Source organism: Bacillus thuringiensis, from assembly GCF_022095615.2.
GTDB lineage: Bacteria > Bacillota > Bacilli > Bacillales > Bacillaceae_G > Bacillus_A > Bacillus_A cereus_AG.
The window spans coordinates 4,225,276-4,239,224 of sequence record NZ_CP155559.1 but is presented as its reverse complement, the minus strand read 5'-3'; the positions used below and the strand labels follow the sequence as shown (position 1 = coordinate 4,239,224).

The window sequence follows — 13,949 nt, the reverse complement described above, 5'->3', positions numbered from 1 at the left end:
CACGGCTCTGGCTTAAGCAAGGAGGGTTATACCAGTTGAAGGAAAAAGCGTATCAATCTAAACCGTTACTCACAAAGAGAGAGAGAGAAGTATTTGAATTACTGGTTCAAGATAAAACAACGAAGGAAATTGCAGGTGAACTTTTTATCAGTGAAAAAACAGTACGCAACCACATCTCAAACGCAATGCAAAAGCTAGGGGTTAAAGGACGTTCACAAGCAGTTGTTGAGCTTCTGCGCATGGGAGAGCTCGAACTATAAAAAGAAGGCCGACTTTTATATGAAGAGTCGGCTATTTTTCTGCCTGTTTCATGTTCTATATGAATGATAAGAATGATTCATACATAAATAGGTAGTAAGGAGGGGATATGTTGAAAAGGGTATTGTTAGTTTCAACAAGCGCTCATGATATGAATGGACACCCGACTGGTTTGTGGCTGGAAGAGCTCGCAGCTCCTTATAATGTGTTTAAAAAGGCTAAGTTCGATGTGGATGTTGTGTCGATAAAGGGCGGTAGAGTCCCTATTGATAGAGTGTCTATTCCAAATGGCATACCTCGTGAATTTAAGTATGTCGCATCTTTATTGCAAAATACGAAGCCGATCTCAAATGTTCATTTTTCGGATTATGATGCAGTTTTATTTGGTGGTGGGCACGGGGCGATTGTAGATTTTCCAGGTAATCCATATGTTGCAAATTTGATTGAGAATATGTACAACAATAACCGGATTGTAGCGGCTGTTTGTCACGGAGTAAGTTCTTTGGTCGGTGTGAAAAATAAGGACGGCTCGTTTTTTAGTGCGGGTAAGCGTATAACGGGTTATACAAATGATGAAGAAAAAGTTGTGCATTTAGAAAAGCGAGTGCCGTTTTTATTAGAAAGTAAATTAAAAGAAGAAGGGGCTTTGTTTTATGTTGCTCCAAATTTCACGCCGCATGTCGTAGTAGATAGGGCTTTAATTACAGGGCAAAATCCGCAGTCTAGTATGGAAATAGGGAAAGCTATAAGAAGAGCTGTCGATAAATTCTAGAAAAAGTGCTCGCTACTCATAAAGGTAGCGGGCATTTTTTCTGTAGTGTAAATGAAAAATCTCTTAAACCCAAAAGATGTATTGAGTATAATGACTTCATTTATAATTAATCGTGAATTTGCTATACTATTTTGTATGGACAAAAGGGGAGGCTCTTTTAATGAGAAAAGTTGCGTGTGCAAACACTTATATTAATAAAATAAAGCCTGTTATTAGAAGAACGAGTTTTAGCCAATTGAAAATAGATGAAATTGCGAAGTATATGGATATTAGTAAAGCTACTTTATATAAACGTTTTTCTTCAAAAGATGAGATTATTGAAGCTGTGGTAGAAGATTTTATAAACTACCTTCTTGAAGGAGATGCGGATAATCAAGATGAAAGTATGTCTTTTGCAGAACGTTTCCAAAAGACGTTTATCCATTCTTTAAAATGTGTGACATATATTTCTGATGTCTTTTTACAAGATTTGAAAGAGGCGTATCCGCACTTATCTGATCAGTTAGTTGCTGCACAACAAAATCGTAATCATAATTTGCAAATGTTTTTTGAAACTGGTATGGAACAAGGATACTTTAATAAAATGAATGCACAATTATTTATGGTGCAAGATGATGTGATGTTAAGACGTATTATAGATCATTCTTTTTGTATTCAGTACGATATTACGTTAAAGAAAGCGATACTTGATTTTTATCAACTAAAGAAGTATCAACTTTTTAAACCAGAGTATATAGAAGCGATTGATGATTCAGAAATTGAAAAAGAAGTTATTGCTATTTTGCAAATGATTTCGTAAAAAAGCAGATCTCCCTTAATAGAGGGGAATCTGCTTTTTTAGTACATATTATTTTTCTAAATGCTTTAATACTAATTCAGCTACTGGACCACCTGAAGCTGGGTTTTGGCCAGTGATAACCCGATTATCTTCTACAGCAAAAGCTTCCCAAGGTTGCGCAGCTTTTTCGTAAAGTCCTCCATTTTTAATAAGTTCATCTTCTGTTAAAAATGGAACGAATTGATCCAATTCAGCTAGTTTTTCTTCTTCATTTGAAAATCCTGTTACTTTTTTACCACTAATTAAACGTTCCCCATTACTTAATGTAATATGAAATAAACTAGCAGCTCCGTGACAAACAGAGGAAACAATTCCACCATTTTCATAAATGTTGCGGCTGATCATTTGAAGTTCTTTATTTTCTGGGAAGTCCCAAATCACACCATGACCGCCTGCGTAATAAATCACAGCGTAGTCTGCTGGATTCACTTCACTCGGTTTCATTGTAGAACCGAGACGATTCATAAATTCTTTCTTTTGATACCATCCCCAATCGATGCTCTCCGCCATTGCTAAACTGTGCGGATCAATCGGTGTATAACCACCTTGTGGACTGGCATAATCTACTTCGTAACCAGCTTCTTCTACTTTTTTAACGAAATGAACAGCTTCACCAAGCCAAAGCCCAGTAGCTCTATTTAAATTTGGATATTTTTCTACGCTCGTTAATACAACTAACATTTTTTTCTTCATCATAATCCTCCTGTAATGTTTCTTCTATATAAAAGTTCATTATTTTATTAAGTTAGAAATTGCAAATTTGAATAACTATGCCAGTCCTCCTTATATCAGATTCGAAATTAGTGTATAACAATTTTTGAACAAAGTAAACTAAAAACACTAAATTAGTTTACTTTGTATATTTTTCGTTGACAAACTGTAATGCTGAAACTATGATAGTTCCATGAATATCGAACAAGGTACATGTTTCGTTTCGAATTCAGTTTGTCGCGCGATAAATTTATACATTTGATGAAGTTGTTTAGTGGTGATAGAGGAGCTAAACAAATTTATTTTTCATTTACAGTTACTACAATCAGGAGAGGTGTTACACATGGGGAAAGATATAAGCAGCCATTCAAAATGGTTTGTTTTCACATTATGTTTTATCGTTTTATTAGGACCGATGAATGCGGTTTTATTTAATGTAGCTTTAGAGGATATGGCTCATGATTTATCCATTAGTCAATCGAAAGTAAGTTGGGTTGTAGTAGGTTATTCCTTAGTTGTCGGTATTGGTTCGATGATATATGGGAAGCTGGCTGATCGTTATAGTGTGAAAAAACTATTAATTATTTCAATTATCATATTTGTAGTGGGCTCTATTATTGGATTTATGAATCAATCTTATGCAATTACCATTCTTGCAAGATTAGTGCAGGCGAGCGGGGGTGCGGCGTTTATTGCGCTTAGTATGATTGCGGTGGCAAAATTAGTTGTTCCTCATAAGAAGCCTGGTGCGTTAGCGATGATTAGTTCTTCTATTGCATTAGCGATAGGTATTGGTCCTTTAGTTGGCGGGGCTATTACAAATACACTAGGGTGGCCATATTTATTTTTATTTATGGTTATTTCAGTAGTGGGGATTTTCTTACTTATAAAATTTATGCCAGAAGAAGCGTTGCATACGGATGAAGCGTTTCCTTTTGATTACATTGGAGCGGCGTTACTATTTGCATTCATTACGACTATTTTATTAGGTGTAAATATTAATAGTTGGTTATTTGTGTTATCGATAATTTTCTTGTTTTTATTCAAGGTTCGTATGAAGAAAGCGGAGCATCCATTTATCGATATTGAGTTATTTTCGAACAAAGCATTTCTTCGTTTAATAACAGTCGGATTTATAATTAATGTGGCGTTATGTGCTAATTTATTATTATTGCCATTACTGTTAGGAAGAGTGCACGGATTGTCGCCATTTGTTATCGGAATTGTATTATTTGTTGCATCACTCTTTGGTATTGTGTCTAGTTTTATTACTGGAAAGATTGTCCCTTCGTTTGGAAATGTGAATATGATTTATGTAGCGTCGGTCATTATGATCGTTGGCTTTTTAATTTTAGGGTTTATTCCGAATGGAAGTATAGTCGTTATTGTATTGGCGATTATTTTAACGTTTATGAGTTATTCAGCCATTCAAGTATCATTAAACACATTTATACCGAAAACATTACATCCGGCTAAAGTTGGGGTCGGTCTTGGTTTATATAATTTAATTAACTTTTTCGGTATGGCATTTGGACCAGCTGTAGCGAGCAAAATTATGGAATCCACAAATAGTTATCGTTTGAATTTTATTTTAATCGTTATGTTAATTTCTGCTCATTTCTTCTTATTAATAGGAATGTCTTCTTTCCAAAAAAAGATGGAGCAATAAAGATATACTTTATTATAGAAGAAACCGACTTTCATATAGAAGGTCGGTTATTTTTCTGTCTTGCAAATTATGAAAAAAAGGAGCAAAATAAAAAAGGTCCTAGTCTATACAGGTACTAATGAAAATTTTCATACAGAAGCAGTTTAAGTGAGCGAACTTAAAGTGTGTAAAATATAATGATAAAATAAGATGATGAATGAGAAAACGGGTGATGAAGTTGAATAGAGCAATAGGTGTTATCGATTCAGGAGTTGGCGGTTTAACAGTAGCGAAGGAATTAATTCGTCAGTTGCCGAAAGAGCGCATTATATATTTAGGGGATACAGCACGTTGCCCTTATGGTCCACGTTCTCGAGAAGAGGTGCGCCAATTTACGTGGGAAATGACAGAGCATTTACTAGATTTAAATATCAAAATGTTAGTTATTGCGTGTAATACAGCAACTGCGGTTGTATTAGAAGAGATGCAGAAACAATTACCAATTCCAGTGGTAGGAGTTATTCACCCAGGATCACGTACAGCTTTAAAAGTGACAAACACGTATCATGTTGGAATTATTGGAACGATTGGAACGGTGAAAAGTGGTGCATACGAAGAAGCGTTAAAGTCTATTAATAACCGTGTTATGGTAGAAAGTTTAGCGTGTCCGCCTTTCGTTGAGCTTGTAGAGAGTGGCAATTTTGAAAGTGAAATGGCATATGAAGTTGTAAGAGAAACATTGCAACCGCTGAAAAATACTGATATTGATACACTTATTTTAGGTTGTACACATTATCCAATTTTAGGTCCTGTTATAAAAAAAGTAATGGGGGATAAAGTGCAACTAATTAGTTCAGGTGATGAAACAGCGCGTGAAGTGAGTACAATTTTATACCATAGTAAAATGTTGAATGAGGGAGAGGAACAAAGTGATCATCTCTTCTTAACAACAGGAAAAATAGGCCTATTTAAAGAAATTGCATCAAAATGGTTTGGTCAACCGATTGAAAATGTGAAACATATTTATTTAGAAAAAGAATAATAGTAGAATTCATATAAGTGAGCTCCTGAGAAATCAGGAGTTTTTTGTTTATCCCACTGATTAAAGTTTCACTTTATAAGAAGCACAGCTAGTTCTAAAACATGAAACAGCTCGTATACATAATAGTACAAACTTAGATTTTAGGGGGGAATGGCATGCCTAAATCCACTTTTAAATGGGTTGTTGGTGCTACTGTGAGCGCTGTTTTACTAACAGGGTGTGGCTTTATAAATCAGGAGAAAGCAACGGAACAAATTGATCCGCCAAAACAAGTTACGTATACAGAGGGTGGAAAGAAAGAAGTAGCTAAGAAAGATAAGCAAGGACAAACGGTGAATAGAGAACTATACCTTGTTGATAAAAATGGTTATGTTGTACCGCAAACGTTAGCTGTACCTACTTCGAAAGCAAACGAGGTTATGCAGCAAACGTTAGAGTACCTTGTGAAAGATGGACCGGTAACGAATTTATTACCAAATGGGTTCCGCGCAGTCATTCCAGCGAATACATCGATGACCTTAGATTTGAAAAAAGATGGGACGGCAGTCATTGATTTCTCTAAAGAAATGAAAAACTATGCAAAAGAAGAAGAGCGTCAAATTGTTGAGTCAATAGCGTGGACGTTGACGCAATTTAAAGAAGTAAAACAAGTGCAGTTCCAAATAAATGGTGAGAAATTGGCGAAGATGCCTGTTGGTGGTACACCGCTTGGGGAAGGGGTGAGCCGTGCTAATGGTATCAACTTCGATGATGAACAAGTAGCGGATGTCACAAATACAAAACCGGTTACACTTTATTTTATGGCACAAAATAATAATAAACAACAATACTACGTACCAGTAACACGCCGAGTTGTAGAAGGAAAAGAAAATGATTATGCAGCAATTATAGATGAACTTGTAAAAGGACCGATTCATCAGTCTCTTCTGAATGATTTTAATCCAGGAGTTAAGCTGATTACGAACCCGAAATTACAAGATGGAAATCTTACATTAAACTTTAATGAAAATATATTTATAAACCCAGATAAAAATATGGTTTCGAATTACGTATTGAAATCGTTAGTTTTATCTTTAACAGAAAAGAAAGGCGTGAAAAGTGTTTCTATTGAAGTGAATGGTAAAGCGAATCTTATAGATGAAAAGGGCGGAAAGTTAATAAAACCTGTAGATCGTCCAGAAAACGTGAATACAGGTAGTTTTTAATCGTCAATAATTTGATATACTTAATTAAGTAAGAAAGGGGAATTGCTTTTTGGGTTCTCCTTCTTTTATTGTATACATATCATACATTTAAATTTGGCTATACTAACAAGTAGTTATGAGGAGGTTATTTTTATGCGAGTAGATGGTAGAGAGAAAACAGAATTACGCCATATACATATTCATACGAATTATTTAAAAAATCCAGAGGGATCAGTATTAATTGAGGTTGGGGATACAAAGGTAATTTGCTCAGCGACAATTGAAGAGCGTGTCCCGCCGTTTATGCGTGGAGAAGGAAAGGGCTGGGTAACAGCTGAATATGCGATGATTCCACGTGCAACAGAACAACGTACAATTAGGGAGTCAAGTAAAGGGAAAGTAACAGGACGTACAATGGAAATCCAGCGTTTAATTGGACGAGCATTACGTGCGGTAGTTGACTTAGAAGCGCTTGGTGAGAGAACGGTTTGGATTGATTGTGACGTTATTCAAGCGGATGGTGGAACGAGAACTGCTTCTATTACAGGTGCATATGTAGCGATGGTATTAGCGTTTGAGAAGTTATTACAAGCAGAAAAAGTATCTAAAATTCCAGTAAAAGATTATTTAGCAGCAACGTCAGTAGGGATTGTTGAAGAGCAAGGTGTTGTTTTAGATTTAAACTATGTAGAAGATTCTAAAGCAGATGTTGATATGAACGTAATTATGACTGGAAAAGGCCAGTTTGTTGAAGTGCAAGGAACTGGAGAAGAAGCGACGTTTAGCAGAGCACAGTTAAATGAATTACTGGATGCTGCGGAACAAGGTATTTTCCAACTGATTGACATGCAAAAAGAAGCGTTAGGTGACATCGTATCTCATATAGAGTAGAGGTGGAAAGTATGAAACAAGTTGTTGTAGCGACAAAAAATATGGGGAAAGTACGTGAATTTGCTGAGTTATTTGAGCGATTTGATTTAGAAGTAAAATCATTACACGATTTTCCTCATATTGAAGAAGTCGAAGAAACTGGTGAAACATTTGAAGAAAATGCGATCTTAAAAGCGAATAGTCTGAGTAGACAACTGAATGCAATCGTAATTGCGGATGATTCAGGTCTTATTGTAGATGCTTTAAATGGAAAACCAGGCGTGTATTCAGCTCGTTTTGCTGGAGAGCCGAAAGATGATCAAGCGAATATTGATAAAGTTTTACAAGAATTAAATGACGTAGCGTTTGAAAAGCGTAAAGCTCGTTTCTACTGTGCACTAGCAGTGGCTTTCCCTGAAGGTGATAAAAAGCCTGTCATTGTAAACGGGACGTGCGAAGGGTATATTTTAGAACAGCGCCGCGGGGAAAACGGATTTGGATATGATCCGATTTTTTATGTGGAAGAATATAAAAAAGCGATGGCGGAACTAAGTTCAGATGAGAAGAATGCCATTAGTCACCGCGGACGTGCTCTTCGTAAGTTAGAAGAAAAAATCCCTGAATGGTTTTTAGGAGAATAAGGGAGAGAGATTGATGAAAGCTTTAATCGTAAGCGATAGTCATAGCTCTGTGAAGGAATTACAGCAGTTGAAAGAGAAATATGAAGGAAAAGTAGATGTCATGATTCATTGCGGTGATTCAGAGCTAACGCCTGCTCATGAAGAGCTGCAAGGTTTCCATGTTGTAAAAGGAAACTGTGATTATGCTAACTTTCAAGATGAAATTGTAACTGATGTAGATGGCATTCGTTTCGTAGTTGTGCACGGACATCGTCATAACGTGAAAATGACATTACAAACATTAGCGTACTATGCAGAAGAGGTAGGGGCGCAAGTCGCATGCTTCGGACACTCTCACGTATTAGGTGCGGAATTAATAGAAGGCGTATTATTTATTAATCCAGGTAGTATTTTATTACCGCGTCAGCGTGTAGAAAAGACATTTGCTTTATTAGAAATGGATGAAAATCAAATGGAAGTTCGTTTTGAAACATTAGACGGACAACTAGTTGAACAAGCAGTTTTTAAAAGAGGATAAGAAAAATTATCCTCTTTTAAAAAAGGTGTTGACTTTATGTATGGTTATACATATAATAAATATTGTCGATAGGGCAACAGCGCTAACGAAGAAAAATAAAATAACATATGCGGGTGTAGTTTAGTGGTAAAACAAGAGCCTTCCAAGCTCTGGTCGAGAGTTCGATTCTCTTCACCCGCTCCATGTCCCAGTAGCTCAGCCGGATAGAGCATACGCCTTCTAAGCGTACGGTCGGGAGTTCGAATCTCTCCTGGGACGCTAAAAAAACCTTGTTATCTTTTGATAACAAGGTTTTTTGTTTGTCTAAAAATTGATGTATGCGCAAGAAGTTTAAAAATATTATAACGGAATATATGATAATGAGTATATGAAACGGATTAAAAAGCATTAAAAAAGAGCGCCGTTTATGCGCCCTGTTCCTCATATTTAATTTAAAGAATCAATAGGCTTATGATGGAACTCAAATCCATATCTAGATTCTCCTAATTGTTCACTTACAATGTTATAAAACTTTTTACCATTCTAGTACGATTGAGCAGCCGTTATCAGAACTTATCCCTGGCAGTGTGTTACAATTAATCGAAGCGGAAAGCGAGGATCTCCAATTGACTGGACGTGTGATTGGACAGTTTAAGAAGGTTGTATAAAAAGGGAGATGGCGCAAAGATGGCGAAATCAAAAGAGAATAATTTAACAGAGAAATTGGCAGAAGGTAAACGAAAATATGGTGACGGCAACTTTACAATACAGAACATCGGTGATGAAACTGACCCGAATTGGACTGTCGTAAAAAATGTGAGGAAGGGATCGGCAGGCATTCGCGAAGAGGAAGATATATTAAGACTGCGATCAAAATATATAAAATAGTACGGAAATGGGCGGGTCGGGAGTTGGAATTGGAATCTTTCCTGGGACGCTAAGAAAACCTTGTTATCTTTTGATAACAAGGTTTTTTGTTTAGTTATTAATAAACTTTTCAAAGACAAAACCATAATCTTTCACGTTATATTGTTTCTTCGTATCAACGAGCCAGTTAAAAGCGATCTCGTTCATTTCTTTAAATTGGTCTGCTAAATTTACTTGTGCGTTTGAAATACGGCTGAAAGCGTTAGATGCCATATCTAAACTTTTATGTGCATACTGCAATGTAATACCGTTGTCGTATGAAATTTCTTCGATTTTAAGTAAAGCTTTATATAAATCTTTTAATTCTTCAATATGTTTTTTATGAACATCAATTGAATAATGCTCATCGCCCATTTGAAACTTAATTTCTACATCTAAATCAATCGTTCCCGCAGTTTCGAGTGCTACGTTTTTAATTAGATATTTACTATAGCTATAGCGGCGAAGTGTACGCTTTTTGCTTGTCGCACTTGTACCGTCTAGGTGGATTAATCCTTTGTTTGTGAAGCAGTATTCATCTGACTTTGATTTAATTAGAAAATAAATTTTTTCTCCATCTTCATGCATCACGTAATCATCAGCATCAACTTTATCATAATCTTTCGGTGTAATGACAGAACCTACATCGCTTAGTCCTAATACATCTGCAGCCATTTTTTTAAACATATATAATCCCCCTTGTAAATTAAATTCTTAATTGTACAAAAATATTTTAACATGATTTTAATCCGGTGTTTTCCTGTAATACGAAAATATTTGAAGGTAAGTTAAGAAGATTAAAGAATATTATTTTAAAAATATGTAAAAAGGTGTTGAGGGAAAGTGCACCATCATACAAAAACAAAAGGAGATTAAGCGGTTTTAAAGGCTCAAGTGGATTTGTATGAAAAGGGATATATGATTTTAACGCCACAAACGGAACATTCTTCGTTTGATCTTGCAGTGTATAAAGATGGAATGTTTAAGAGGGTACAAGTGAAATATAGAGAATTGAACTCGAGAGGGATTCTTGAAGTTAGATTCCGATCTAGTTATTCTACGGCAAGTGGAGTCGCTACAAAAGAAGTGAATAAATAAGAAATAGATGTGTATTGCGTATATTGTCTTCAAACGGATTCTTGTTATTATTTCAATCCAAAATTATTTAGTAAATCTATTAGTTTAAGAATAGATTCTCCCAAAAATAAACAAGAGAAAAAAGTTAGTTTTGCAAGTGAGTATAGAGAAATTCCGTGAAAACCTCTCAAGTGATATGAGGTGTTTTTCTATCCTTTTTGAAATCTTACAACTCTGTAAGGTAACTGTAAGGTAGTTCGATGGTAACAACTTGCTAATCCTCTATAATGAAAGTAACAACGATAAAACGAGGAGGAAGAAATGATGAAAGGATTAATCGTAACGGGTTTAACAGTTGCTTTTGGATTTGTGGCGTATGAGAAATTAATGTATGTAGTTGATGTTGTAAAACATTTAATCGCTTAGCAAAAAAACAGCCATGAGAGGGAAAGGGAATGAGTGAATGAATGGAATGGTTATTTGGAATTATAGGTACTTGTAGTGTAGTGTTATTGTTCTTTGTCCCGAGTGGTATACTTAGTTTGACAACGAGTATGTTCTTCTTAAGTTTGTTTGCTTGTACGATGCTTATTATTATGTTTTTAATGAAGCGAAGTAAACCAATCTTCTATTTTAGCATGATTGTTATGGCAATCATTGTTCTCCAAATTATTACCCTTGTTATATACCCCACTATTATAAAAGCTTTCCATTAATGATGAATCCTCTGCTTTAATTGCTGAGGGTTTTTGTTTGCGCATTTTTAATTTTTAGTAAGGGTTTGTTTATATTGAAATATAAAAATTAAATATTTTCATATTTCAAACAAAGGGTTTTGGGATGTTGTGTTCTCATTACTCATTTGATATATTTACTTTAAAGATAATTAAAATCTAGAAAAAGAGGCGGACGTATGGATAAAAAAGAAAATACGGTCGTATTGTTTCCGCAGCTATCAGAGCGATATATTGATGAAGGTTTTTTAGCACTGAAAGAGCGGAAATTCGAAGATGCATTGCGCTGCTTTGAAATATTACGTCAGTATAATGCAGAAACGGAACAAACAGAACTAGCTTCGGTTATTTGTTTGTTAGAATTAAAGCATATGGAAGAAGCGAAAGACAAATGTGAACAGTTGCTTGAAATGGGAGCTGTATTATTTGGTGATATTCTTGAAACATATGTGACGATTTTAGTTCAAACAAATGATTATGAAGGCGTTATTGAAACCGTCGAAAAAGTTTTGCAAACGAAAGATATAATGCCTGAGCAAAAGGAAAAATTAGCGCAGCTCGCTTTATTTGCAGAAGGTATGTTAAATGAAGTAGATACGTCACTAGTCGATTCGAATTTTGAGTTGGATGAATTTACTAATGAAATGTTTGGAGAAAACTTTGGGCAAAAGCTAAGAGCGATTCAGCAACTTTCGTTAAAAGACTTGGATCTTGCATTACCTATTTTAAAGAAATTTTTAATAGACGAAAAACAGCACCCTTATTTGAAAACTTCTATTTTGTATAAAATGATAGAGAATCAAATAGAAGAAGAGATAGAGGTAGAAAAGTTTGGGAATACGATCAAGATAATTCCAGCATTTACAGGTCATAATGAGGAGCAATCCGATAACATTATACATACATTATCAAGTCGATTAGAGCAAAATTATCCCGATATATTTGAAGCGATGGTTACATATTGGAAAGAATTGCGAATTAGCGTTTTCCCATTCGCCCTATTAATGGATAAAGTGGAGATTTGGGCTGCTGTTTTAGAGAGAATTGGAAGAAAGCGTTTCGGATTGACTATTAATGAAGAAGAGCTTATGACAGCGTATAATATTGAATTAGAAGAGTTTCATATTGCCTATCAATGGTTATTACGTGTTGAAAGAGATGGATATTTGCCCGTATAATTATGAAAAAGAATCGTTCGGTTCTTGAAACGAGCATATTCTATGTTATAATGTAAGGGTTGCAAAAGGCAGAAATCTGCCTGTTTGTAAGAGAAGAGAAGTGTAATTCTCTTACTTAATATGTTTCATATTATTCTCGAACAAAATATACCGTAGTTGTCTTTTAGGCAATTAATAGATTGGAACATTATATCTGAAAGCTTTTGCTAGAGGATTATTTGTACTTTTGTTATTTCAAAAAAGAGATAATGAAGATTTTAATCTATAGAGGTATGTGCATACATTATTATAGTTGGAGGGAAAGAATAAATGGCTGCAAAATGGGAAAAATTAGAAGGTAACGTAGGCGTTTTAACAATCGAAGTTGATGCTAAAGAAGTAAACAACTCTATCGACGCTGCGTTCAAAAAAGTAGTACAAACAATCAACGTACCAGGTTTCCGTAAAGGAAAAATGCCTCGTCCGTTATTCGAACAACGCTTTGGTATCGAATCTTTATATCAAGATGCTATAGATATCATCTTACCAAAAGCATACGGTGAAGCGATTGATGAAGCTGGTATCTTCCCAGTTGATCATCCTGAAATCAACATCGAGAAGTTCGAAAAAAATGCTAACCTTATCTTCACTGCAAAAGTTACAGTGAAACCTGAAGTTAAATTAGGTGAGTACAAAGGTTTAGCGGTAGAAAAAGTTGAAACAACTGTAACTGATGAAGATGTAGAGAACGAATTAAAATCTTTACAAGAGCGTCAAGCTGAACTAGTTGTTAAAGAAGAAGGAACTGTTGAAAACGGTGATACAGCTGTAATCGACTTCGAAGGTTTCGTTGATGGCGAAGCATTTGAAGGCGGAAAAGGCGAAAACTACTCTCTTGCAATCGGTTCTGGTACTTTCATCCCTGGTTTCGAAGAGCAAGTAATTGGTCTTAAATCTGGTGATTCTAAAGAAGTTGAAGTATCATTCCCAGAAGAGTACCATGCTGCTGAATTAGCTGGCAAACCAGCTACATTCAAAGTAACAATTCACGAAATCAAAACAAAAGAACTTCCTGAGTTAAACGACGAGTTCGCTAAAGAAGCTGACGAAGAAGTTGCAACTCTTGATGAATTAAAAACAAAACTTCGTACAAACTTAGAAGAAGGCAAAAAGCACGAAGCTGAGCACAAAGTACGTGACGAAGTAGTAGAATTAGCTGCTGCTAACGCTGAAATCGAGATTCCGGAAGCTATGATCGACACTGAGTTAGATCGTATGGTTCGTGAATTCGAGCAACGTTTAAGCCAACAAGGTATGAACCTTGAGCTTTACTACCAATTCACAGGTACTGACGCTGACAAGTTAAAAGAGCAAATGAAAGAAGACGCTCAAAAACGCGTAAGAATCAATCTTGTTCTTGAAGCTATCATTGAAGCTGAAAACATCGAAGTTACTGAAGAAGAAGTAACTGCAGAAGTTGAAAAAATGGCTGAAATGTACGGTATGCCAGTAGACGCTATCAAGCAAGCTCTTGGAAGTGTAGACGCTTTATCTGAAGACCTTAAAGTGCGTAAAGCTGTAGACTTCTTAGTAGACAACGCTGCATAATAAAATA

General features: G+C 35.5%; 15 protein-coding genes, 2 tRNA genes and 2 pseudogenes. 16 read left to right on the top strand and 3 right to left on the bottom strand.

The genetic code is table 11. The annotated features are described in order from the left end of the window. Positions 1-35 precede the first annotated feature (35 nt). The 3 genes from gerE to KZZ19_RS21930 all read left to right on the top strand — a co-directional run bounded on the left by gerE (position 36) and on the right by KZZ19_RS21930 (position 1,829). The gene (gerE, locus tag KZZ19_RS21940) at positions 36-260 is read left to right on the top strand and encodes a spore germination transcription factor GerE (protein ID WP_000659484.1); all 225 of its coding nucleotides are present in this window, start codon (positions 36-38) and stop codon (positions 258-260) included. Positions 261-367: 107 nt separating this feature from the next. Further along, positions 368-1,030, top strand: coding sequence for a type 1 glutamine amidotransferase domain-containing protein (locus KZZ19_RS21935; protein ID WP_237979611.1), 663 nt, complete (start codon positions 368-370; stop codon positions 1,028-1,030). Between the two features lie 160 nt (positions 1,031-1,190). After that, a complete protein-coding gene (locus KZZ19_RS21930) occupies positions 1,191-1,829 on the top strand; it encodes a TetR/AcrR family transcriptional regulator (protein WP_237979610.1) in 639 nt (212 codons plus the stop codon). 48 nt (positions 1,830-1,877) lie between these two features. On the opposite strand, the gene KZZ19_RS21925 is transcribed toward KZZ19_RS21930, so the two are convergent. Then, complete coding sequence (locus tag KZZ19_RS21925) at positions 1,878-2,561, bottom strand: type 1 glutamine amidotransferase domain-containing protein (RefSeq protein WP_237979609.1); 684 nt, start codon at positions 2,559-2,561, stop codon at positions 1,878-1,880. Positions 2,562-2,922: 361 nt separating this feature from the next. On the opposite strand from KZZ19_RS21925, the gene KZZ19_RS21920 reads away from it, so the two are divergent. The 8 genes from KZZ19_RS21920 to KZZ19_RS21885 all read left to right on the top strand — a co-directional run bounded on the left by KZZ19_RS21920 (position 2,923) and on the right by KZZ19_RS21885 (position 8,739). After that, the gene (locus tag KZZ19_RS21920; protein ID WP_237979608.1) at positions 2,923-4,248 is read left to right on the top strand and encodes an MFS transporter; all 1,326 of its coding nucleotides are present in this window, start codon (positions 2,923-2,925) and stop codon (positions 4,246-4,248) included. Positions 4,249-4,459: 211 nt separating this feature from the next. After that, complete coding sequence (racE, locus tag KZZ19_RS21915; RefSeq protein ID WP_000774001.1) at positions 4,460-5,269, top strand: glutamate racemase; 810 nt, start codon at positions 4,460-4,462, stop codon at positions 5,267-5,269. Between the two features lie 155 nt (positions 5,270-5,424). Next, positions 5,425-6,474: a spore germination protein GerM gene (gerM, locus tag KZZ19_RS21910; protein ID WP_237979607.1), complete on the top strand. Its 1,050-nt coding sequence runs from the start codon at positions 5,425-5,427 to the stop codon at positions 6,472-6,474. A 132-nt stretch (positions 6,475-6,606) separates the two neighbouring features. Beyond that, entirely contained in the window at positions 6,607-7,344 is a 738-nt protein-coding gene (gene rph / locus KZZ19_RS21905; RefSeq protein WP_001261774.1) for a ribonuclease PH, read from the top strand. A gap of 11 nt (positions 7,345-7,355) precedes the next feature. Beyond that, complete coding sequence (locus KZZ19_RS21900) at positions 7,356-7,964, top strand: XTP/dITP diphosphatase (protein WP_237979606.1); 609 nt, start codon at positions 7,356-7,358, stop codon at positions 7,962-7,964. A 13-nt stretch (positions 7,965-7,977) separates the two neighbouring features. Beyond that, the gene (locus KZZ19_RS21895; RefSeq protein WP_237979605.1) at positions 7,978-8,481 is read left to right on the top strand and encodes a metallophosphoesterase; all 504 of its coding nucleotides are present in this window, start codon (positions 7,978-7,980) and stop codon (positions 8,479-8,481) included. Positions 8,482-8,590: 109 nt separating this feature from the next. Beyond that, positions 8,591-8,664 (top strand) — tRNA-Gly (locus tag KZZ19_RS21890). A gap of 1 nt (position 8,665) precedes the next feature. Continuing rightward, positions 8,666-8,739: transfer RNA gene (locus KZZ19_RS21885), tRNA-Arg, on the top strand. Positions 8,740-8,907: 168 nt separating this feature from the next. Here the strand turns inward: KZZ19_RS21885 and KZZ19_RS31205 are convergent. Continuing rightward, positions 8,908-9,000 (bottom strand): annotated as a pseudogene (locus KZZ19_RS31205) (DUF6572 domain-containing protein); the annotation flags it as partial. Positions 9,001-9,147: 147 nt separating this feature from the next. Between KZZ19_RS31205 and KZZ19_RS21880 the strand changes: the two are divergent. Beyond that, positions 9,148-9,348, top strand: a complete 201-nt coding sequence (locus KZZ19_RS21880) for a cytoplasmic protein (protein ID WP_088098194.1) — start codon at positions 9,148-9,150, stop codon at positions 9,346-9,348. Positions 9,349-9,438: 90 nt separating this feature from the next. Here KZZ19_RS21880 and KZZ19_RS21875 read toward each other — a convergent pair whose 3' ends face one another. Then, entirely contained in the window at positions 9,439-10,053 is a 615-nt protein-coding gene (locus KZZ19_RS21875) for a PH domain-containing protein (RefSeq protein WP_237979604.1), read from the bottom strand. A gap of 207 nt (positions 10,054-10,260) precedes the next feature. On the opposite strand from KZZ19_RS21875, the pseudogene KZZ19_RS21870 reads away from it, so the two are divergent. The 4 genes and pseudogenes from KZZ19_RS21870 to tig all read left to right on the top strand — a co-directional run bounded on the left by KZZ19_RS21870 (position 10,261) and on the right by tig (position 13,942). Continuing rightward, positions 10,261-10,623: pseudogene (locus tag KZZ19_RS21870) on the top strand (group I intron-associated PD-(D/E)XK endonuclease). A 287-nt stretch (positions 10,624-10,910) separates the two neighbouring features. Beyond that, entirely contained in the window at positions 10,911-11,159 is a 249-nt protein-coding gene (locus KZZ19_RS21865; RefSeq protein ID WP_088097895.1) for a hypothetical protein, read from the top strand. Between the two features lie 197 nt (positions 11,160-11,356). Then, on the top strand, positions 11,357-12,355 hold the full coding sequence (locus KZZ19_RS21860; RefSeq protein WP_237979603.1) for a hypothetical protein: 999 nt from the start codon (positions 11,357-11,359) through the stop codon (positions 12,353-12,355). Between the two features lie 309 nt (positions 12,356-12,664). Beyond that, positions 12,665-13,942 carry a trigger factor gene (tig, locus tag KZZ19_RS21855; RefSeq protein WP_237979602.1) on the top strand — a complete coding sequence of 426 codons (1,278 nt, stop codon included), beginning with the start codon at positions 12,665-12,667 and terminating at the stop codon, positions 13,940-13,942. Positions 13,943-13,949: the final 7 nt, after the last annotated feature.